Origin of the sequence: Vibrio sp. McD22-P3, assembly GCF_021568915.1 — a bacterium.
GTDB classification, from domain to species: Bacteria; Pseudomonadota; Gammaproteobacteria; order Enterobacterales; family Vibrionaceae; genus Vibrio; species Vibrio mediterranei.
Window position 1 is genome coordinate 41,858 of record NZ_JAKGTN010000020.1, and the last position, 20,005, is coordinate 61,862.

Sequence of the window (20,005 nt, forward strand, 5' to 3'; positions counted from 1 at the left end):
TGAGCAACTGGGGTTAGTAACAGACTATTTATAACGTCATGTATGCTTTGAATCTTTGCCATTTCCCAACGGGCTTTTCTCGCATAAACTGTTCTTTTAATACATCTTTTAAAACTTGATCATCACTCGAAGCATCAATGAGTAACATAAAAGATTTATCACTTGCTTTCGAATAGCAACTATTAATCCAAGTGGCATTTTGTCCAAAGAACAATCGTTTTAACCTTAGTGTTCTTTTCGAGTTTGTTTTGGCGCAAATGACTCCGCCCACGCTAGCGATTAATGCTCCGAACAGACCAATCAACCACTTAGTCAATTGTTTATAATCAAATCCACCAGAATCAATAGAATAGTGCTTCGCGGTCCAACTCTGCTTCACTTTCTGGCTCGGGTTCCACCAAAATAACGCTTCTCCTCCTAGTGAATAGTGCCCGGGTTCATCAATGCTATAGCTTACCTTCTGAGTAAGGGTTGAATGATGCTCTCCTCGAGTGTAATTGGATGAAAGTTGAGGCTCAGATATCGATATACTTATCCCGTTTGGAGCCAGTGGTATAAAATCTGGCATCATAAAAGTAGATGTATCGTCTGCTTTTATTGTTACGGTTCGTTGTATTATGTCCCCTTTTTTAAACTGTTCATTTTGTCCTACATTCGGTGACCATTTATCGGTTACTGTAACCGCTGGTGAAACTAAGTAGCCAGACTTGCCCTTCATAGTGGCAGGAGCATTCACCATAATTGCCATCGGTTGTGTTTTATGGTGCGTTTTTACCGAATTCCCCCCATTTCCAGCAGTGAGTAGCGTCACATCTATAGATGGTATTAGGTACACTCCTTCATTATTAGGGTATACCTGTATGGACCAACGTTGACTGGTATATTTCTTTCCATCTACATAAGAAAAGCCAGATAGAACAGACGTTTGTTCTTGCTTAACCATTGCATCTGCCACATAAGGTACTGAGAACTCTGGACTGTCTACAAAATATTTATCTGTTGTAGCAATAAACTCTAGGTTCACTTGCTCACCGGGTACAACATTTTGCTTATCTATAGAGACGGATACGTTTGCCGCTGAAATAGCAGGCATAGAAACTAATAACGATAGTAGTAATGGCATCAATCGGTACATCAGTTCAACTCCCGGTTGTATTCATTCAGAAATTTCCGTCGAATAAAGTCTTTAGGATCACGACTAATATCTCTTAACCATTTATTTGTCGCTGTCTCATTCCTCAACACATCTGAAGCTTTAAGCGTCGAATGAGGGACTTGCCCTAGCGATTTTCGCTTAGCACCATCCGATATATCGTTAACATCTTTAGGCGGCGGTGGTGCATCTTTAGGTGGCGGGTGTTGATCATGCTGATTTTCACTAAGTAGCTTCATTTCAAGTAGAATTGCATCTACCTTGTCAAGGTTCTGCTGAGCTTTAACATTATTTGGGTCTATTTTTAGCAGGGCTGAATACAGTTGATGGGCTTTTTTATATCTTCCATCCTGTGCGGCTGCATTAGCCATATTGAAAATCGCTGTGGCATTGCCTATTTTGGCAAATTCTTTCTCTGCACATTTAAAATTTTCTTGGTAGTAGCAAGCGACCCCTTTCCAGTTTGGATCTTGGAATGATTGCTCTGCTAGTTGAAATTTACCCATATACATTAGTACCATCCCCTGCTGGTCCTTGGTCATAAACCAATCTAACGCACCAGCTTCAGCAGTTTGACTGTGAGGAAGCAGTAATAACAGACAAAGAGTCCATTGCAATGTCCACCCTTTTCGAAACCATAACGCCACAAAGATAGACAATATAACGATCAACCAGTGCGATTCATCTTGCCAGTGATTGCCTTTTGAGCTCTTTTCATGGAAATTCAGAAAGTAATTTCTAAGCGAGTTATCACTTATCGTCATATCTCTTCCATCAAATGAAGTAACTGTTAGGTTCTTTGCCGTTTGCAAACCCAATTCATTGAGATAAAGCACCGCCGCTGTTATGTGATGTTTTTCGATAAAAGACGTTAACTGTTGCTCTCCTGAAGAAACACCGTCAGTGACCAACAACAACTGAGATTCATCTAACTTCAGTCCTTTGGTGTTATTCAATCGCTCTATCAGATTGGATAAGTCTCCGCCATCTAAGGGCATCACGTTTGGCGCTAAGTAAGATAGATAGAGCATCAATAAATCCTGATCTGATGACGGTGGTAACAAAACATGGCTACTACCGGCCATTGCTATTATCGATATGGGACGATTCATTCCAGTTTGTAGCAGGTGTTTTACGATCAGCTGTGCTTTTAGATTTCGACTAGGTGGAATATCTACCTTATTCATTGAAGATGATTCATCCATTACAACGTAAAGTGGTGGATTATCTTGTGATGAGGTATCTGCAACTTGCCAAACTGGTTTAGACAACGTGCCAATAACAATCAATAGAACAATTGATACCGCCAAAATAGGCCCATATCCTTCTTTTTTATTAGGTTGTTCTACTAGCTCCGAGAGTAAATGTGGTGCGATTGCTGTCGTCGATATGGATAATTTATTGTGGCGCTTTTTGAATAAATACCCGATCAAAGCAATGAGTGGTAGAACCAACCATAAATACTCTGGCGCTAAAAAGTGGAATGCTCGGAAATAATCAGCCATGTGAACTCCTAGTTCTCCATTCAACAACAGACAACCCAAGCCACATCACGGCATAATAGGTAAGGAGGCTAGTTAGAAGATATGGGTAAAGATAGATATATGGTTGAAAGCTGCTTTGTTGATATTTGCTTTGCTCAATCTGGTTAATTTGTTGCAACACAGATTTAAGGGCATCTTTGTTCATTGCCAAATAGTTTTTTCCACCCGTTAAAGCGGCAACTTGACGTAAAGTGTTCACATCAACTTTGGCATTTTCGTCCTTCGTATCAGGATTGCCCATCGCAATTGTATAGATTTTAATATCACGTGTTTTCGCCACTTTTGCTGCCTCAACCGGCGGTAGCTGACTTGACGTATCGCTACCATCAGTGACTAAAATCAAGACTTTTTGTTTTGCATCAGATTTATCAAAAGCGCGTATACTCAAGCCAATTGCATCACCAATTGCTGTCGCAGGACCGGCAATCTCAGTTTCCAAACCTTCAACAACTTGTGTCCACGTTTCTAGTTCCTGAGTAAAAGGCACTTGTAAATAAGCGCCGCTACCAAACACGATCAAACCCAGACGGTCTCCTTGTCGCTCTGCCCCAAACTTCCACATGAGTTTTTGTAGTGCTCCCCATCGAGATGATAGCTGCCCGTCTTGCTGAGGAAAGTCAATTTTATTCATAGACTTCGAGAGATCTAAAGCAACCATTAAGTCTCTAGCAGACTTTTGTTCCGTGATTTTGTCCCCAAGAATCACAGGCTGAGCCGCACACAAAACCAATAAGCCCCATGTAATTAACAGTGATATTTTCTGTACTTTAGATCGAAGAGGAATGCAGCTGTTTTTTTGCGCACTCTTGTTCGTAGTGTCTAGCACTTTCTGGAAAAATGACACTCGCACAGCACTTTCGCTTTCTCGATACGCAGGCATCACGAAATAGACTAGCGGTGCAACTAATCCCAAGAGAAGCCACCAAGGTGTTAATAAAGTCATAAAGAGACTCCTTTTTCTGCCCTATGGTGTGCAATCCAATCTATAGCGGCACTTAAGCATTGTGAGTTGAGTTCAACATTCGACGTCCAAACTCTTGGATTCTGAAACGCAATGGCTTCAATATGTTTTTGAATAGCCTTAGTGAATATCGTCGTCTTAGCGGAAGAATTTAGAAATTCGTACCACTCTTGCCCAGTTAAGGTGCCTATAGGTAAGTTTGGATAAGCAATAGAAGCGACCTGGCGCAATTCGTTTGGTATGAGCGCAATACCCTGCTCCAACGGCAACCTACGGAGCAGTGATATCGCTTTTCGTCGATATGCATTAGCTCGCCATTTGTGAATCTGCCACCAAATAGTAAGGGCTAATATCACTACAAAACATAGGATCAAGCCCCAAGCAGCTGGGGTTTTTGGCGTCAACGACACATACTTAGGCATGATGATGCCGTTAAAACCCTTCAACATATAATTACCAAAAACTTCTGGTTCAGGGATCTGATATGTGAACATCATCCGCCCTCTCTTAGAAGCTGACTTAACTGAAGGTAGGGTTCATCAACAGTATTAAACAGACCAAAAGGTAAACCAGCGTGATGAACTGAACGGCGAACTTTAGCAAAGTGCTCATTAGATGCGGTTTGATATCGCAGTATATCTTGAGCGTTGTTATCAAGTTTTATTTGCTTTGATCCATCACTAATTAGCAAGTCAGATGCCGACTGGTAATCCTGTTCCAGCAAGTCGGTGACGAGAAAGACCATCACGTTATGTTTTATTGACAAACGTTTAAGCTGGTCAAGCTCTTGATTTGTCAGCGCCAATCCATCTATAACTAGTACTAACGTACCACTGCTGCCTAACAAAGGAGTATAAGTCGTCAACGTTTCTTGAAGCAGAACGAACGCGGGAGCTTTCTCTTTAGGTGCGTCGCGTAGAGCTTGATTTAGTGTCGTTATATCAGATATGTAATGCAATATTTGAGATGTCGTTCGTGATGGATATTGAACTAAAGTTTGGTTGGCACCCATGGTAATTCCACCAACACGATCTCCTTGAAGGTGCAGTAACCAAGCGATTAACGTAGCAAGTTGCGCTGCAACAACCGACTTCATGTAACGTTGGCTACCGAAGAACATATTTGCACGTTGGTCACAAAGTACTAAAGCAGGTCTATCCGTCTCTTGGGTAAAAACTTTGGTGACACGACCATTCGCTCGCATACTCGCTTTCCAGTCAATGTCCTTAATATTGTCACCAGTTCGATATGTTCGGAGTTCTTCAAAACTCAGCCCTTGCCCACGAAACTTGGAACTATTTTGGCCCGAAAAGATACCGTCAGGCTTGAACTTCGCATAAAGAGTTAATCGCTTTGCTTTATTTTTGAGGTCCAGTAACGTGGTACGATCCACAACTATTCTGGGGTCAGATATAGGCATTAGACAATTTCCACCACGTTAATGAGCTCATCCACTACCGCTTTACTATCAATGGCATCAGACATCGCATCAAAACTCAAAGTAATACGATGGCAGAGTACGCTATGCGCAACCGCTCTAACATCATCAGTGTCAACATAGTCTTTATTTTTGAGAAAAGCATAAGCTCGCGCCGCTTTGTCTAAGGCTATTGTTGCTCTGGGGCTCGCCCCAATTCGAATCCATTTGGACAATTGGCTGGTCTGATATAAGTCTGGGGAGCGTGTTGCCATTACCAAATCTACAATATAACTTTCGATAGAATCAGAGACATAAACGTCTAGAATAGCCTTTCTAGCATCTAGCACTATAGAAGGCTCGACCTGCATTAGTGCTTCCACAAATTGTTGCTCTTTTTTGACAAGCTTTAATATCGCTAGCTCATCGGCACGTTTGGGATAATCAACAACAATTTTCATTAAGAAACGGTCTAACTGAGCCTCTGGTAATGGGTAGGTACCCTCTTGCTCAACTGGATTTTGTGTCGCTAAAACCAGGAAGATTTCAGGCAGTTCATGGCTCTGTCCACCTACAGTGATTTGTCTTTCTTCCATCGCTTCAAGTAATGCAGATTGCACCTTAGGAGGCGCGCGGTTAATCTCATCGGCAAGCAGAATATTGGTAAACGCCGGCCCTTTGACAAAAGACATCATTCCTTCGTCATTAAGAGATTCATAACCCACAACATCGCTAGGCATAAGGTCTGGGGTAAATTGAATACGGTTTAGATCCAGATCGAGACTCTGTGCTAACGAACGTACTGAACGTGTTTTAGCAGTCCCCGGCAAACCCTCTAAAAGTACATGACCATCGGTCAAGAGCGCAATTAAGAGGGAATCAACAACATGTTGTTGACCGATTATTTTATGTGTTAGTGATTCAGATAACGTTTGTATATCTCGGCTAATACTTGTCACTGACATATTTACCTCCAATAAGTTGAAGAGAAAATATTAGCCCTTTAGAAAACTGAGATAAATTAATTGTATTTAAAATAGCATTTAGCAATATTAATCTCATACAAGACACAACAAAGGTAGCAACAATAAACCTAAAAATCAGCACGTTAGCCATGATTTAAATTTGGATAAATAATACTTTAAGCATTAATAATTATTCAAATCACCAAGCATCATTAATATTTACCTCAAGCTTAGATGCTGAATGCTAATTTAAATTCAAATACATACTGGTGAAGATAAATGAAAATACCATGTAAGAAAACACTATTAACGTCCGCGATGCTCGCGCTATCCGCATTGACGTCTGTTAATGCAACTGCTGCCCCATCAACTCCATCTACACCCACCGAAAAACCAAACATTCTAGTGATGTGGGGTGACGATATTGGTATGTGGAATATCAGCTACTGGAACCGTGGATTAATGGGCTATGAAACTCCCAATATAGATAGGGTCGCCAATGAAGGCGTCGCTTTCACTGATTACTACGGAGAACAATCTTGTACTGCAGGTCGTAGTGCGTTTATTACCGGTCAAGATGGCTTGCGTACTGGAATGACTAAGGTTGGTCTTCCTGGTGCTCCACAAGGTATCGCTGACGATGATATGACGATTGCCGAAGCGCTTAAAGATATGGGTTATATGACAGGTCAATTTGGTAAAAACCACCTAGGTGACAAAGATAAAGACTTACCTACAAATCACGGCTTCGATGAGTTTTACGGTTTCCTTTATCATCTAGACGCGATGGAAGAACCTGAGCATGACTTCTACCCTAAAGATCCTAAGTTTGCCGAGCAATACGGTCCTCGTGGTGTCATCCACTCAACGGCTGATGGTCAAATCAAGGACACAGGTCCATTGACCACAAAACGCATGGAAATCATTGATGATGACGTTACGGCACACGCTATTAAGTTTATGGACAAGGCACAAGCTGCGCACAAGCCATTCTTTGTTTGGTGGAACTCATCCAAGATGCACTTCAAAACGCACCTTAATCCGAAAGACAGAGGTATTTCTGGTCAGGGTTTCTACAATGATGCCATGGTGTCTCACGACAGAAACATCGGCCAACTTCTCGATTATCTTGATGATAACAACTTAACTGACAACACCATAGTCATGTATGGTACCGACAACGGTCCACACTATAATGCATGGCCTGACGGTGCAATCACTCCATTCCGCTCAGAAAAAGAAACTAACTGGGAAGGTGCATGGCGCGTACCTGCATTCGTTCGCTGGCCTGCCGGTCACTGGGATGGTGGTCGAGTACTAAACGGCATGGTTTCTGGTCTAGATATGCTGCCAACACTAGTCGCTGCTGCAGGTAACTCACACATCAAACAAGACCTTCTAAAAGGTGGATTTAAAGCGAACAACAAAGAGTTCAAGATCCATCTTGATGGTTATAACATGAATGATTACTTCGCAGGTCGCACTAAAGAAACTCCACGTAAGAGCATTATGTTGTACAACGCGGACGCTCAGATCGTTGCTATGCGCTACTCACAAGACAATTACATCGGTGGCGGTAAAAACCACAGCACAGATTGGAAAGTTGTGTACGGTGAACAACGTGCGAAAACAATGGCTCTATGGGCAGAACCGTTCACATGGTTACGTCTGCCTAAAATCTTCAACCTTCGTCAAGACCCATTTGAGCGTGCTGATCAAAACGCAAATGGCTACTGGAACTGGGAACTTGACAATGTATTTGTGTTTTATAAAGCCAACCAATTGGTTAAAGAACACCTAATGACATACAAGGATTACCCACCATCACAACGCCCTGGATCTTTCACCATGTCTGGAGCAAGTGAAACGGTTTACAAAAACTTTGGTATAGGTGCTGGTGGCTCAAAAGTTCAAACTGCTCACTAGACAAAACTCAACTAACGATACAAGGGTGAATTGACGTTCACCCTCTTTTTTGGAGAAAACCATGAATAAAGCAGCTTTAATACTGTTATTGGTCACATCAGCTTGCGCTCATGCAACGACTGCAGATGACTCTAACAGCGCAGTACTAGAAAATATCGCTCGTTTTAATAAGTACGAGCAAACGGCAAAAGAAATATCTAATGGCCAATCAGATATGGTTCAAATTAGCCAACAACAATACCAGAAGGCACCAAGCCAGCCCCAAATTGTCATGCCTACTACCGCGACATCCAGTAAACAAACGGCCGCACCAACACGTGCTGAGTCTTCTGTTTATCAATCCATCAAAATCTTAATTGAAAGTGGGAACCTTACAGAGAAAGATAAGATGAAGCTAATCAGTGCCTTGAGTTCTTGATTGAGCATACACATAGAGTTGGATTTAGTTTTAGTTAAATAACTAATAAGCACCGCTATTCAATTAATTGGCATTGGACGCCTTATAGTACTCCTATCAACGAAACACGAGAAAGGTTATTTATGAGTGATACCAGCCCTGTAATTCAAGCGGGACCACAATTTAATGGCAAACCATCTAAGCGCATGCATGTAATGGCAAAGCCGATTGGCGCAGCATGTAATTTAGACTGCGATTACTGTTATTATTTAAGTAAAGAAGACCTGCTTGAGTATAAAAAGGGATGTTCACCAAAACTGGACGACCAAAAACTAGAGAAATTCATTAAAGATTATATTCAAGGCCAAAATACACCGCAGATTACTTTTTCATGGCAGGGCGGCGAAGCTACTATGTTAGGTCTTCCTTATTTTGAAAAGATCGTTGAATTTCAAAAAAAATACCAACCTGAAGGTGTAATTATTTCCAACGACCTCCAAACCAATGGCACCCTTTTAAATGACAAGTGGTGTAAGTTTCTCAAACAGAACAACTTTCTTGTTGGCTTAAGCATTGATGGCCCTGAACTGCTGCACAATACCTATCGTACCAACAAATCTGGCCGTGGTACCTTCAAACAAGTAATGAGAGCTGTTGAACTGTTACATAAACACCAAGTGAGCTTTGCAACACTTACCTGTGTGAACAATATAACTAGTCGAAACCCATTAGAGGTGTATCGTTTTTTAAGGGATGTAGTGAAGTCACCTCAGATGCAGTTCATCCCAATTGTTGAAATGAAAACCTTCCGCGAAACTGCACCAAATACTTGGCAGATTGACGAGAGATTAATGCAAGGTGACAAACGCCTTATCCCAGGCTACAAAGACTCCGTAGTGGAACCATTCTGTGTTTCTGATCATGCATGGGGCAATTTTCTCATCGCTATTTTCAATGAATGGATATGTAACGATGTGGGAACCGTATTTGTTCAGTATTTCGAAGCATTTCTTGAGGCGTGGATGGGACATAGAAACCCTCTTTGTACTCTGGGTGAAATGTGCGGAAAGGGCTTAGCGATGGAACCTAATGGTGATGTATACACGTGCGATCACTATGTTTATCCAGAGTACAAAATCGGTAATATTGCCGAGACCGAACTCGAAAACATGGCGTTCTCGGCTAAACAACAACAGTTCGGTACAGCGAAGTCAAAATCCCTCCCTAAACAATGCAGAGATTGTGACTATAAGTTTGCATGCTTTGGAGAGTGTCCAAAAAATCGATTCATCAAGACCAAAGAAGGCGAAAATGGCCTGAACTACCTGTGTGCGGGATGGAATAAGTTCTTTCGTCATGCAGATGCAGGCTTTGCATTTACCTTGCGAAGACTTGGTTTACCCGTCGCTCATGGAAAGCATAGCGACCAAGCCCTAATCGATAATCAAATAATCTCTGAACACAAGGCATAGGCATGAAGTCGTTATCTTTAATCTTTATTGGTTTGTTGTCGTTTTCTGTGTTTGCTTCAGGAGCACCGTCTGAAAACTTCAATCCAAATAAAAATGATCCTGCATATGTCGCTCAGGATAAGTCTCAGCCAATCGAGCAACGAATTGACGCGTTAGAATCGTTAAGAATCACGCCTTCCCAAAATGCTCTAATAGCCATCGCTCGAGCACTCAAAGAGGATAATGAACGCATTCAACATGCTGCAATAGTAGGTAGTGATGGGTTAGCACTCGACTATCGTTGGGAGCTCATTTCACCTTTTTTAGGTGGTACTAGCCCGACCTTAAGCTATGCGGCAACATACAGCTTAGCAAAGATGTATCCGAAGTTAACAACATCTATGAGACACAAGCTTGATTTATATATCCCGAGACTAGAGCAGTATTACAAATCAAAGCATGACGCCTTTTCAACCTTTAAACTGGCTGAAGTGTATCAAGCATCAGGTGACACTAAAAAAGCAATAACGACCTATAAATCACTTATTGAAGAAGACTCAAGTAATCAAGCTTTTTGGGTTGGATTATCAGAATCCTATCGCGCAGACAGTCATACTGACAAAGCTTTAGATGTACTGAACGAAGGTATTCTGTTAAATCCCAATGCTTCACAACTGTATTACGCCAGAGCACTTGCTCGTGTACGAAATGATAACAAACGCGAAGCGCTTTCCGACTTCAAATCCGCTGCCATTTTAGCTGAAACGAATAGCTATTATTGGTATTTATATGCCGTAGCGCAAAAAGGTTTTGACCTCGAAAAATCTGTACCGCTTTTCGAACATGCGTATCAACTGTCAGGCTCTGCCGAGCAACTGTACACACTATGTAGTGTTTACATAGAGTCGAACAATACGGCTGCCAAGTCTTGCCTAAATGAGCTAAAACCTAGAGTACCTCAGGCGAATTATGATGCTTTACAGTATGAACTTCTCCACAAAACAAAGAGATGATAACGATATGTACAAAGTTACGCAGTTAAAACGATGCTTAACCCTTTTACCAATGATAGTGGCACCGATTAGCTTCACAGCCGATGCAGGACAATTGTTAGCTCAACAGCAAGAAGTTTCCGCCGTGACCAATGCAAACGCGTCATATTATAGTGCTTTTAAGCAAAGTAACGAGGATAACTGGGTTTACCAATTAGCCCAAAAAAACGAACTGAAACAACACTGTTATTTGTCTAAAGATAAATCGTTACCTCTGGGAAAACAGACTAGTTACCAAGGAGTTGAAATGACGTGCATACAAATAGGAAAGTCTAGCCGTATCTTTTGGCCAACTAGATGGGTGGAGCACTGCCAGTCGGTAGGAAAGCCTTACAACATCTGTATGATAGACGACATCAAAACATAGATAAGTAAACTTCAACAAACTTCTCGTTAATCGTAGTACACCCCACCAGCAGTAACTTTCTCATTACTGCTTAAGCCACAAATTGACTATCATATATATATAGAATGCATTATCATTTTGTAATGTTGCTTAAAGAGTAGGTTATGGATCTTAATTTATTAAAAACCTTTGATGTTGTAATGAAATCTAAAAGCGTTAGCGAGGCGGCCGAGGTCTTAAATATTACTGCTCCGGCTGTGAGTCACGCTCTCAACCGCCTTAGAGATCAGTATCAAGACCCTCTTTTTATTCGACAAGGCAGAGGGATAACGCCTACCAATTTTGCTCTTCAACTGCACAGTGAAATACAAGGCCCCTTGAGTTTTCTGCTCAATGGCACCAGTTCTAAACAAGAATTTATTCCTTCTAAGAGTCAAAGAACTTTCCGCATATCAAGCCATAAAGATTTTGATTTGATGATGGTACCTGCGATTACCAAATATAAGCAGAAATACGCTCCTCATATTACGATTCAAGCAGACGTAGAACACTTGAACGAAGCAGATAGACAAGATGACCTTCGCCGAAGAACCGTTGATGTCATTCTGGCGACCGTTCCCCTCTCTGAACACGGCTACCACAATGAACTTATAATGGAACAAAAAGCAGTTGTTGTAGCGAGTAAGTCGCATCCTACTATTCAAGATTCATTATCTTTCGATGACTTTATGCAAGCGCATCACGTTACATGGCGCAGCCAACGTCTTAGTACTCATACACTAGACTCTCTTGCTATCGAAGGCCAACTTCCAACTAGAAAAGTAGCCTATTCTACAGGTTCACTGCTAACAGCCATGCAATTGGTTTCAGAAACTGAGTGGCTTAGTGTATGTGGTGAATGGTATGCAAATAAATTTTCGGAACGATTAGATTTGAATGTACTCCCATTACCATTTTCTGCAAAGAAAGTTCCCATATACATGACATGGCATCAATCACAAAAGAAAGATAAAGGTCATGAGTGGCTTCGTGAAACGATTAAAACTATATTTAAGAGCATTGGATAGTACTCTATTACTGTACTCACATTGAATGTTTGAGCTAGCACACTTTTGGTACCTACTTAAAACATCATATTGATACTCTTATCCTTCTACAAAATAACTAGTCGTAGAGTAATTTACATACGCTTGAACCACGATAGACACCATGGCAGCAGCACAATCATGAGTGTACCCAACCCCCAAATAACACCCATATTCGTAGCTCGTCGAATAAACGGACCAATATCGAACCCACTTGAATGAGTGTACAGTGTAAACGGTGTCAGCGTAGCTGCTAGGAGTCCAATTTCGAAATTTGGTATTTTCTTGGAGATTTTCTCCGAACTATGAGCGAAGTAAAATACAACAATGGAGAAGCCAAATATCACTAGCGATAGCATCAGTATATTTTGGCCATGACCGGCCACAAGCATGTGTAATACTAGCGCAATAAAACAGCCGGATACCTGCAGCGGTAAGATACTTTTTAGGCCTTTTATTATCGAAGCATAATCTGGTCTACAAACAATACTTATGATCACTGAAAGGCAGAATATGGCCTTGCCAACTTCAATCGATAGAAAGTAAACCAAGGATAGAGATATGATGATGGTGGATATCACATTCAGAGTCTTAGAACGCTTGGCGACTTTTTGATTTTGTCTGGATGACATTTGGTTAGTTGGGGTCGGCAAAATCCAAAAAATAGCTTTTGCTAGTAGTAGCATCATGAACGCGACATGTAGAAGTTGGTAAAAATACAACTCCATCGAAGTTCCATATGTTGTATTAATAAGTCCATAACAATATAAAAATAGCGGCGCCGTTGAAAATGATGCAAGTTTTTCAATTCGCAAATAGCTATATATGACGAAAACCGAGATTACTATTAACGCCCACTGGTTATGGTCGAGTATTGTCGCAGCCAAGGAGCCCGAAATAAAATAGATGCTAACTAAAGATATGAACACTAATGATTTATTCAAGCTAAACTTATCTCGTAAGATCAAAGCTGGACCTAAAAAAACACTAAATACTGGCATTCCTAAATGCAGCATATCAGTGATAACAATCGATAGAGTAAAGAACAGTGCACTTCTTATCATTGGTGCTTTTATGTTAAACATAGGATATATCTTTCATTAGTATAGGTAACGAAATAATGCAATAATATGCATCGTCATATATGAAAACGAATTCCAGTATTTGCTATCGTCACGAACTACCATTACTGTTGCTCGAGAACCTGAAATTAAACTGCTATCAACATCTGGCATATTTAGAGTAGAGCGAACATATTGGCTTTTGCGTACCCATCTATCTCCCTGAGCTACCGTAGCAGTCTCTCCTAACTTTTGATCGCCAACCCCAGTTACAGTTATCGCTTGGTCTATGCTAGTTACTTGTGTCTTGAATATTCTGCCAGGTATAGCATCAAACACAACCAAGCAATTCGCATTGGGTAAAAGATCTAAACCTTTTTCGTTAAAATCAGCGACGAGCTGTCTCTGTGATTGAGAGGTTATGACGATTTGCGGTGAGTTCTTTGATACAAAATGACCTTTTACGAGCTGCATATTGGTAATTACTCCGTCAAATGGAGCATGTACTGTAGCTTTATTAAGGTTTTTCCTAGCTTTTTCTAATATAGCTTTCCCTAACATCAGCCCACCGTTTCCACCTTGTTCTGAGCCAAGCTTAACGTGGTTAATCTGTAACTTGATTTTAAGTTGTTCTATTTCTCTTATTTCATCAATGTATGCTGTGTAAGCATCATCATATTGTTGCTGGTTAATTGCTTTATTACGTAAAAGGGTTTTCATCCTCATATAGTGCTGTTTTTTATTACTGGCAATTTCTGTTTTTTGCTTTATTTCGCTTTCAATCAAACCCATTTCAAGTTCAATCTTCTTAAAGTTCTGTTCTAGAATAATCAAATTTGCATAAGCGGTATCGTACTTAGATTGAAGTTCATCAGTTTCAATTTTAAAAAGAGGGTCACCTTTTTTAACAAATTGACCATTTCTTACGTATATGTGCTCTACCACACCGTCAATATCAGTAGATATTTTCGATATATCACTTATCACGTAACTATCCGTTGTAAATGGAGAATACAAGTCACTAAGAATCATGCTGACAGCAGATATTACCAATAGAACAATGGCAGCTAAAGTTAGAGGTTTCGAAAGATTATGGAGAGTTAAATTCATCTTAGAATGTCCTTCATTCGGTACTATTAACGTCAATACCTAGAAAGAGCAAACTACAATCAGATACTGTGTATTGATTTCATATTATCTACATATAGACTTATGGTTAAATGGCTCGAAATCAGGAACAGTTTTGCACAGAAACAATAATCGCTTTGACTTAAATACACTTGTCATCTTTCGGCGTGTAGTAGACCTAAACTCGTTGTCTAAAGCCGCTGAAGAGCTAGGAATCAATGCCTCTACTGTAAGCCGTAAGATATCAGAAATAGAAGCATACTACGGCGTTAAACTCCTCATACGTTCAACACGAGCACTTGACCTAACTGAGGAGGGAAAAGCACTCTACCGCTACTGTCAAAATGTGGACGATGTGTTAAGACGTTCAGAAGATGAAATAATGCTCCACCAACTGGAGCCCACAGGCATTTTGAAAGTTGTCGTACCCGTTGACCTTGGTAACCTCCTACTTCAAGACGCCCTCGTGAGTTTTTCCCGAAAGTACCCTAAAGTTTTGCTCGATCTTGATTTTTCTAATCGGCAAGTCGATATGCTTGAAGAAGGCATCGACATTTGGTTTTGTATTGGAGAAGTAAGTAATAAGAGCTTGATTTCAAGTGAGTTACTATCATATAAACGATACCTTATGGCATCAAAGACATATCTTTCAGAATATGGCGACATTAGCTCTATTGCTGACCTAAAAGCGCCTCATAGACAGCTCAAATCTAAAAATCCATTCATTTATCAAGAGTCAGATAAGTCAGTACTTAAACAGCTACCAGTGGCATTGGCAGTCAATAGCGGCTATACCATTTTCAAAGCTTGTGCTTCAGGCCTAGGACTAGCTTTCATCATGCCTAACCTAGTAGAAAAATACGATACCGATAAAACGCTAGTGCCTGTCCTTCCAAACGAAATCTATCAGCAATCGTCTGTTAACATGGTATACAAAGAGCGAAAACTAAAGCCAATGCGCGTTGAATACTTCTTAGCTCACATGAAGAGTTACTTTCTTTAATGAGGTAAAATTCCTTCGACTAGCTGTTTTTGGTCAAACCATAAATAAACGCCAACTCAGCCACCGTTTTTGCTTTGAATTTTCTCAGTAAACTGGCTCGATGAACTTCCACCGTCCGCATAGCGATACACAATTCATCAGCAATACGAATATTGCGCTTTCCGGCTATGATCAAGCGCAGAATATCTTTTTCTCGCGGTGTTAGCGACGCATACGCGTTTTTTGCTTCCATTGTATCTAGGTTGGCAGATGACTGAGCCAACCCTAGGACTATCGCTTGAGCTAACTCTGAACCTTTCACTGGCTTTTGGAAGAAGTTGACGGCTCCAGACTGTAAGGCATCTACAGCCATTGGAACATCACCATGTCCCGTCAGATAAATAACCGCGAGTGGACTGTGTGCTTCTGTCAGGATTTGATGTACTTGTTGGCCGCGAAGCTTTGGCATACGACTATCTAAAATCACACAACCCGCTTGTTGGATATCAGCGCTATTTAAAAAAGTCACACCATCAGGAAAGCTGGTTACATTAAAGTCGTGCTCTTCAAGCATAAACGCCAATGAATCTCTGACAGATTCGTCATCATCAACGACGTATACAGGCAGTTGGTTATCACACAATTTATATCACTCCTTGGCTACTCGTCAGTGAGCATGGTGTCTGCTGGTAGATGGTATGGCAAAGTAATCACGACTAAACAGCCATGCGGCTGCGTTGATTGTATTTGTAACTCTCCGTTGTGCATCTCCACTACATCGCGGCATATTGCCAAGCCTAACCCTAGGCCATCTTTTTTACTGCTTATAAAAGCTTGAGTCGGGTTATCTTGCTCCAAGCCCGTACCGTTGTCTGCGATTCGAATAGATAACATTTGAGATTGATACTCAGTATGAAGAGCTATCGTTCCTTTATAGTCACGTTGTTTTTCAGCAAGCTTTGAGCAGGCCTCAATAGCATTGTTGATCACGTTAACAAGTACTTGTTGTATACCCACCGCGTCAACATTGACGAGTCGTTGTTGCCCTTCTGTACTCCGAACCGTCTCAATACCATTTTTGTCTAATCGATATTTAAGTAGCTCGATGCTATCCCCTAGCAACTGTTCAACATCACATTCTGTCTTCGCGATCGCACGTTTCTTTATGAGATCCCTTAGTCGGCTGATAATTGCATCGGCTCGCTCAACTTGGTCTTGGATTTTTTCCAACACTGGCACTATGTCTTCTGAAGGACGCTTTTTGGCAAGGCGCAGCAAGCCACCTTCACTGTAGTTTCGAATGGCAGCTAATGGTTGGTTAATTTCATGTGCCAAACTACTGCCTAATTCACCAATAATCGCAACTCTCTGTGTATGTTCTAACATTTCACTTTTTTCTTTGAGGCGCAGCAATGTCTGTTCTAAGTCGTGTTTACTCTTGCTAAAGCGATATTCAAGCCAAAAGTGATACACGTTCAATACAATCACGAATAAAAACAGTGTCCATGCCCATTCTTGATGCAACCTTAACCAACGAATAGCTTCCTTCCACCAAGGCTGCTGAAGCGGATGCAAATCCATAGCCTGAAATAGTTTATCAATGGAGAGTAAACTAACCGGAGAAGTCCAGCCTGACGCTTTTGAGGCAATCGCTGCTGAGCTGTCAGCAGGCATAGCAAGCAAAGCTCGGCTGATTTCTTTGGCGAGTTGAGATGAGCCGCGTTCCGTTTTTGCAAACGACCAGTTAGGATACAGAGGTGTAGAAACAGCACATGATGAATGCGTTTGTTCAAGAGGGTTCAGCACACGCAACAACCCTTTATCTATCAATCCTTCCTTCTCCATTTGTTCCAACAAGCACGCTGGTACAACCGCCGCTTCTACCGCCTTATCACGAAGTTGATATAGGTTGGCATCAATTGGAAACCCCAAGTAGCGCACATCGGAGAAGAAACTATTAGGATCGCCTCCGTCAGTTAGAACTTGGTATCGCATCGTTAGATATCCACCAAAAGCATCTTTAGAAACAGCAGCAATCGATAAACCTGCAACGTCACTTGGTGTCTTATATGGGGAGGCAGACCGAACAACCAAAGCCGAACCAATGCCGTAGTTTGAGCGTTCTGGTGCTTGACTTACTATCGTCGCTATCCACGATAATGGGTATTGACGACCTAATTGAACGGCTTGCCCTGGATTCGTTAAAACGAAATCCATACGCTGCTCTCTAACCGATTGCGCCATTCCATCAAGATCTAAAGGATGCAGTACAAAATGCGCGCCAGGTATCTGTTGATTTAACCAATCAATAGTCGGCTGCCAACGTTGCTGAGCATATAAATGCCCTCTGATAGCTAATACCCCTACATCCACTTGTGCCTTAGTTGTTGAATCTATCTTCGTCCCTTGGTCTTGCTGCCCTGCATAGGCAAATCCAGTTATCGTGCCAACGATAACCATCAATAAACGAACCCAACGTAGCGTGCTTCTCACCATGAATTGTTTTTAATCCTTAAGATTTAGAGCACCAGAATAGCAGCAATAGAGGCACTTCGGCATTTGTCTTAGATCAACTTTGATCGTGGTATGTGGAAATCCACTATATCGACAGCGAGTAACAATTCTGACAATACCAACAGGCTTTCATTAATCTTAGCAGGTGAGTTATGGATTCCACCAAACGTCGCTTTCTTAGCGCCATTACAGCTGGCGCTGCACTCATCCCTGTTGCAGGCGTTGGTACAGCTACCGCCAGTACAGTTATAAGGAACAATCAGGAACCCGACCGAAAAGGCCAAACTGGAAAACGATTTGCCATGATTGTCGATCTTCGCAAATGCATAGGGTGCCAAGCATGCACAGTCGGTTGCAGTATCGAAAATCAAGCTCCAATTGGTCAGTTCCGAACCACGGTAAAACAGTATGAAGTCACTTTGGATGACGGTTCAACCGCTACCAAAGAAGTGAAATCCTTTATGCTGCCGCGCCTTTGCAACCATTGCGATAACCCGCCTTGCGTAGCAGTTTGCCCAGTTCAAGCTACTTTTCAACGTGAAGATGGCATCGTCATGGTTGATAACAGTCGTTGTGTTGCCTGTGCTTACTGCGTTCAAGCGTGTCCGTACGACGCGCGTTTTATCAATGAAGACACTTTGACTGCAGATAAATGTACCTTCTGTGCACATAGGCTGGAGCAAGGCTTACTACCTGCCTGTGTCGAGACTTGTGTTGGAGGTGCACGTGTCATTGGTGACCTGAATGATCCCCACAGCGAAGTTCGACGCTTAATGAGCGAGCATAGTCATGATATTAAGGTGTTAAAACCGGAAGAAGGAACCGATCCCCACGTGTTTTATATCGGCATGAATGAACGTTTTACTCAGCACATAAAAGGTCAACCCGCTATTTACGAACCACAAGGAGAGCAAGTATGAACATTACTGAAGTTCTAGTTCAACCCCAGGTTATCGCATGGCTCCCGTGGGCGGTACAGTACTTTTTTTACATTGGCTCAGCCTATGCCGCAGCTATTTTGTTTTTGATTGCTCTCACCTTTCAATCTCACACCAGCCATCATTTGCGTGCTGCTTTAGCACTGACCTTGGCCATCGGTGCGATTGTTGGCCCACTTGCCTTAACCGGAGACTTACATCAACCAGGTAGAGCTTGGCACTTTTACGCACACTTCACACCTTGGTCTTGGATGTCTTTAGGTTCGATTTTTCTACCTCTATTTTCGTTATTGGCGATAGCGACAGCTTGGCTTTATCTTCGAAATGACCTAGTGGCGCTGCAACATCAGAACAATAAACTGCTTCGACTCTTTACTAAGTTATCACTAGGTCAATGGACCACCAGCCGTAAACTAATGATGAGTGCAGCCATTGCCACCGTGATTTCTGGTTTGACAATTGCTCTCTATACCGGCGCAGAGATAGCCGTTGTTCAGTCTCGTCCATTATGGAATCAACCTGCCTCACCACTCATTTGGTTCGTCACAGCTTTCTCAGCAGCAATTGGCTTCACTCTGCTAATTCTGCTCCTTATTCCCTCAAAACCGAAAGCACTGTCATTGGGAGATACCCGTCTAGTGAAACAGACTATGATATTGAGTAGCGTATTAGCCCTCATATTAATCCCTCTTTGGGCATCGAATAATTCCGCGTTTTCACTTTATGCCAACTCGCAGTGGGTTAATAAAATTGCACTGCTTACCGTTCTGCTTGTTGCCAACATACTGTTGTCGCTCTTCTGCCTACACGACAACAAAACACATTTTTTCTATTTGCTTATCGTGTCCTTTATCTGCCTTGTCAGCGCATGGAGTGTTCGCTGGGTCACCATGATGGAAGTACAAACCATCGCGAAATTTGATGTTGGTCCTTACCCTTATCACCTTCCTGTGGGCAGCAATGGCTTGCTCGGGATTATAGGTATGTTTGGCCTGTGGATTGCTCTTGCTTTACTTTGCTCTGAGCTTGTTCAGCCTAAACAGAACATCAACTCCATTACCCTAAACCAACACTGATTTAAGAGG

General features: G+C 41.7%; 19 protein-coding genes. 9 read left to right on the forward strand and 10 right to left on the reverse strand.

The annotated features are described in order from the left end of the window. Window positions 1-28: 28 nt before the first annotated feature. The 6 genes from L2W36_RS20915 to L2W36_RS20940 are packed head-to-tail and all read right to left on the reverse strand — an operon-like array spanning window position 29 to window position 6,040. Window positions 29-1,135: a BatD family protein gene (locus tag L2W36_RS20915; RefSeq protein ID WP_236111477.1), complete on the reverse strand. Its 1,107-nt coding sequence runs from the start codon at window positions 1,133-1,135 to the stop codon at window positions 29-31. Further along, window positions 1,135-2,658, reverse strand: a complete 1,524-nt coding sequence (locus L2W36_RS20920; RefSeq protein WP_236111478.1) for a VWA domain-containing protein — start codon at window positions 2,656-2,658, stop codon at window positions 1,135-1,137. The genes L2W36_RS20915 and L2W36_RS20920 overlap by 1 nt, the downstream gene beginning before the upstream one ends. Then, entirely contained in the window at window positions 2,651-3,640 is a 990-nt protein-coding gene (locus tag L2W36_RS20925; RefSeq protein WP_236111479.1) for a VWA domain-containing protein, read from the reverse strand. Before L2W36_RS20925 ends, L2W36_RS20920 begins: the two co-directional genes overlap by 8 nt. Further along, a complete protein-coding gene (locus L2W36_RS20930) occupies window positions 3,637-4,155 on the reverse strand; it encodes a DUF4381 domain-containing protein (RefSeq protein WP_236111480.1) in 519 nt (172 codons plus the stop codon). The genes L2W36_RS20925 and L2W36_RS20930 overlap by 4 nt, the downstream gene beginning before the upstream one ends. Next, window positions 4,152-5,078 (reverse strand): DUF58 domain-containing protein, encoded by a 927-nt coding sequence (locus L2W36_RS20935; RefSeq protein ID WP_236111482.1) that lies wholly within the window; start codon window positions 5,076-5,078, stop codon window positions 4,152-4,154. The genes L2W36_RS20930 and L2W36_RS20935 overlap by 4 nt, the downstream gene beginning before the upstream one ends. Continuing rightward, window positions 5,078-6,040, reverse strand: coding sequence for an AAA family ATPase (locus tag L2W36_RS20940; protein ID WP_236111484.1), 963 nt, complete (start codon window positions 6,038-6,040; stop codon window positions 5,078-5,080). The genes L2W36_RS20935 and L2W36_RS20940 overlap by 1 nt, the downstream gene beginning before the upstream one ends. A 279-nt stretch (window positions 6,041-6,319) precedes the next feature. Between L2W36_RS20940 and L2W36_RS20945 the strand changes: the two genes are divergently transcribed. From L2W36_RS20945 to L2W36_RS20970, 6 genes are all read left to right on the forward strand, one after another. Beyond that, a complete protein-coding gene (locus L2W36_RS20945) occupies window positions 6,320-7,966 on the forward strand; it encodes an arylsulfatase (RefSeq protein ID WP_236111486.1) in 1,647 nt (548 codons plus the stop codon). 61 nt (window positions 7,967-8,027) lie between these two features. Next, a complete protein-coding gene (locus L2W36_RS20950) occupies window positions 8,028-8,384 on the forward strand; it encodes a hypothetical protein (protein WP_236111488.1) in 357 nt (118 codons plus the stop codon). A 122-nt stretch (window positions 8,385-8,506) separates the two neighbouring features. Next, on the forward strand, window positions 8,507-9,835 hold the full coding sequence (locus L2W36_RS20955) for an anaerobic sulfatase maturase (protein WP_236111490.1): 1,329 nt from the start codon (window positions 8,507-8,509) through the stop codon (window positions 9,833-9,835). A 2-nt stretch (window positions 9,836-9,837) separates the two neighbouring features. Beyond that, the gene (locus L2W36_RS20960; RefSeq protein ID WP_236111491.1) at window positions 9,838-10,827 is read left to right on the forward strand and encodes a tetratricopeptide repeat protein; all 990 of its coding nucleotides are present in this window, start codon (window positions 9,838-9,840) and stop codon (window positions 10,825-10,827) included. 7 nt (window positions 10,828-10,834) lie between these two features. Continuing rightward, window positions 10,835-11,233, forward strand: a complete 399-nt coding sequence (locus L2W36_RS20965; protein WP_088877517.1) for a hypothetical protein — start codon at window positions 10,835-10,837, stop codon at window positions 11,231-11,233. Window positions 11,234-11,376: 143 nt separating this feature from the next. After that, window positions 11,377-12,279 (forward strand): LysR family transcriptional regulator, encoded by a 903-nt coding sequence (locus L2W36_RS20970; protein ID WP_236111492.1) that lies wholly within the window; start codon window positions 11,377-11,379, stop codon window positions 12,277-12,279. A gap of 113 nt (window positions 12,280-12,392) precedes the next feature. On the opposite strand, the gene L2W36_RS20975 is transcribed toward L2W36_RS20970, so the two are convergent. Both L2W36_RS20975 and L2W36_RS20980 read right to left on the reverse strand, forming a co-directional pair. After that, window positions 12,393-13,025: a hypothetical protein gene (locus tag L2W36_RS20975; protein WP_236111493.1), complete on the reverse strand. Its 633-nt coding sequence runs from the start codon at window positions 13,023-13,025 to the stop codon at window positions 12,393-12,395. A gap of 372 nt (window positions 13,026-13,397) precedes the next feature. Further along, complete coding sequence (locus tag L2W36_RS20980) at window positions 13,398-14,468, reverse strand: HlyD family secretion protein (RefSeq protein ID WP_236111494.1); 1,071 nt, start codon at window positions 14,466-14,468, stop codon at window positions 13,398-13,400. 133 nt (window positions 14,469-14,601) lie between these two features. Between L2W36_RS20980 and L2W36_RS20985 the strand changes: the two genes are divergently transcribed. Beyond that, window positions 14,602-15,489, forward strand: a complete 888-nt coding sequence (locus L2W36_RS20985) for a LysR family transcriptional regulator (RefSeq protein WP_236111495.1) — start codon at window positions 14,602-14,604, stop codon at window positions 15,487-15,489. Between the two features lie 19 nt (window positions 15,490-15,508). Here the strand turns inward: L2W36_RS20985 and L2W36_RS20990 are convergent, their stop codons facing one another. Both L2W36_RS20990 and L2W36_RS20995 read right to left on the reverse strand, forming a co-directional pair. Next, window positions 15,509-16,111, reverse strand: a complete 603-nt coding sequence (locus L2W36_RS20990) for a response regulator transcription factor (protein WP_236111496.1) — start codon at window positions 16,109-16,111, stop codon at window positions 15,509-15,511. A 17-nt stretch (window positions 16,112-16,128) separates the two neighbouring features. Continuing rightward, a complete protein-coding gene (locus L2W36_RS20995; protein ID WP_236111498.1) occupies window positions 16,129-17,964 on the reverse strand; it encodes a sensor histidine kinase in 1,836 nt (611 codons plus the stop codon). Window positions 17,965-18,134: 170 nt separating this feature from the next. Here L2W36_RS20995 and dsrO point away from each other — a divergent pair, with 170 nt between their 5' ends. Continuing rightward, entirely contained in the window at window positions 18,135-18,902 is a 768-nt protein-coding gene (gene dsrO, locus L2W36_RS21000) for a sulfate reduction electron transfer complex DsrMKJOP subunit DsrO (RefSeq protein WP_236111499.1), read from the forward strand. Further along, window positions 18,899-19,996 carry an NrfD/PsrC family molybdoenzyme membrane anchor subunit gene (nrfD, locus tag L2W36_RS21005; RefSeq protein ID WP_236111500.1) on the forward strand — a complete coding sequence of 366 codons (1,098 nt, stop codon included), beginning with the start codon at window positions 18,899-18,901 and terminating at the stop codon, window positions 19,994-19,996. The genes dsrO and nrfD overlap by 4 nt, the downstream gene beginning before the upstream one ends. Window positions 19,997-20,005: the final 9 nt, after the last annotated feature.

Excerpts from the sequence above, each read along its gene's own strand:
- L2W36_RS20995 (WP_236111498.1), bottom strand. The coding sequence starts at position 17,964 with ATGGTGAGAAGCACGCTACGTTGGGTTCGTTTATTGATGGTTATCGTT.
- L2W36_RS20940 (WP_236111484.1), bottom strand. The coding sequence starts at position 6,040 with ATGTCAGTGACAAGTATTAGCCGAGATATACAAACGTTATCTGAATCA.
- L2W36_RS20920 (WP_236111478.1), bottom strand. The coding sequence starts at position 2,658 with ATGGCTGATTATTTCCGAGCATTCCACTTTTTAGCGCCAGAGTATTTA.
- nrfD (WP_236111500.1), top strand. The coding sequence starts at position 18,899 with ATGAACATTACTGAAGTTCTAGTTCAACCCCAGGTTATCGCATGGCTC.
- L2W36_RS20980 (WP_236111494.1), bottom strand. The coding sequence starts at position 14,468 with ATGAATTTAACTCTCCATAATCTTTCGAAACCTCTAACTTTAGCTGCC.
- dsrO (WP_236111499.1), top strand. The coding sequence starts at position 18,135 with ATGGATTCCACCAAACGTCGCTTTCTTAGCGCCATTACAGCTGGCGCT.
- L2W36_RS20930 (WP_236111480.1), bottom strand. The coding sequence starts at position 4,155 with ATGATGTTCACATATCAGATCCCTGAACCAGAAGTTTTTGGTAATTAT.
- L2W36_RS20955 (WP_236111490.1), top strand. The coding sequence starts at position 8,507 with ATGAGTGATACCAGCCCTGTAATTCAAGCGGGACCACAATTTAATGGC.
- L2W36_RS20945 (WP_236111486.1), top strand. The coding sequence starts at position 6,320 with ATGAAAATACCATGTAAGAAAACACTATTAACGTCCGCGATGCTCGCG.
- L2W36_RS20935 (WP_236111482.1), bottom strand. The coding sequence starts at position 5,078 with ATGCCTATATCTGACCCCAGAATAGTTGTGGATCGTACCACGTTACTG.
- L2W36_RS20915 (WP_236111477.1), bottom strand. The coding sequence starts at position 1,135 with ATGTACCGATTGATGCCATTACTACTATCGTTATTAGTTTCTATGCCT.
- L2W36_RS20970 (WP_236111492.1), top strand. The coding sequence starts at position 11,377 with ATGGATCTTAATTTATTAAAAACCTTTGATGTTGTAATGAAATCTAAA.
- L2W36_RS20965 (WP_088877517.1), top strand. The coding sequence starts at position 10,835 with ATGTACAAAGTTACGCAGTTAAAACGATGCTTAACCCTTTTACCAATG.
- L2W36_RS20925 (WP_236111479.1), bottom strand. The coding sequence starts at position 3,640 with ATGACTTTATTAACACCTTGGTGGCTTCTCTTGGGATTAGTTGCACCG.
- L2W36_RS20975 (WP_236111493.1), bottom strand. The coding sequence starts at position 13,025 with ATGGAGTTGTATTTTTACCAACTTCTACATGTCGCGTTCATGATGCTA.
- L2W36_RS20950 (WP_236111488.1), top strand. The coding sequence starts at position 8,028 with ATGAATAAAGCAGCTTTAATACTGTTATTGGTCACATCAGCTTGCGCT.
- L2W36_RS20960 (WP_236111491.1), top strand. The coding sequence starts at position 9,838 with ATGAAGTCGTTATCTTTAATCTTTATTGGTTTGTTGTCGTTTTCTGTG.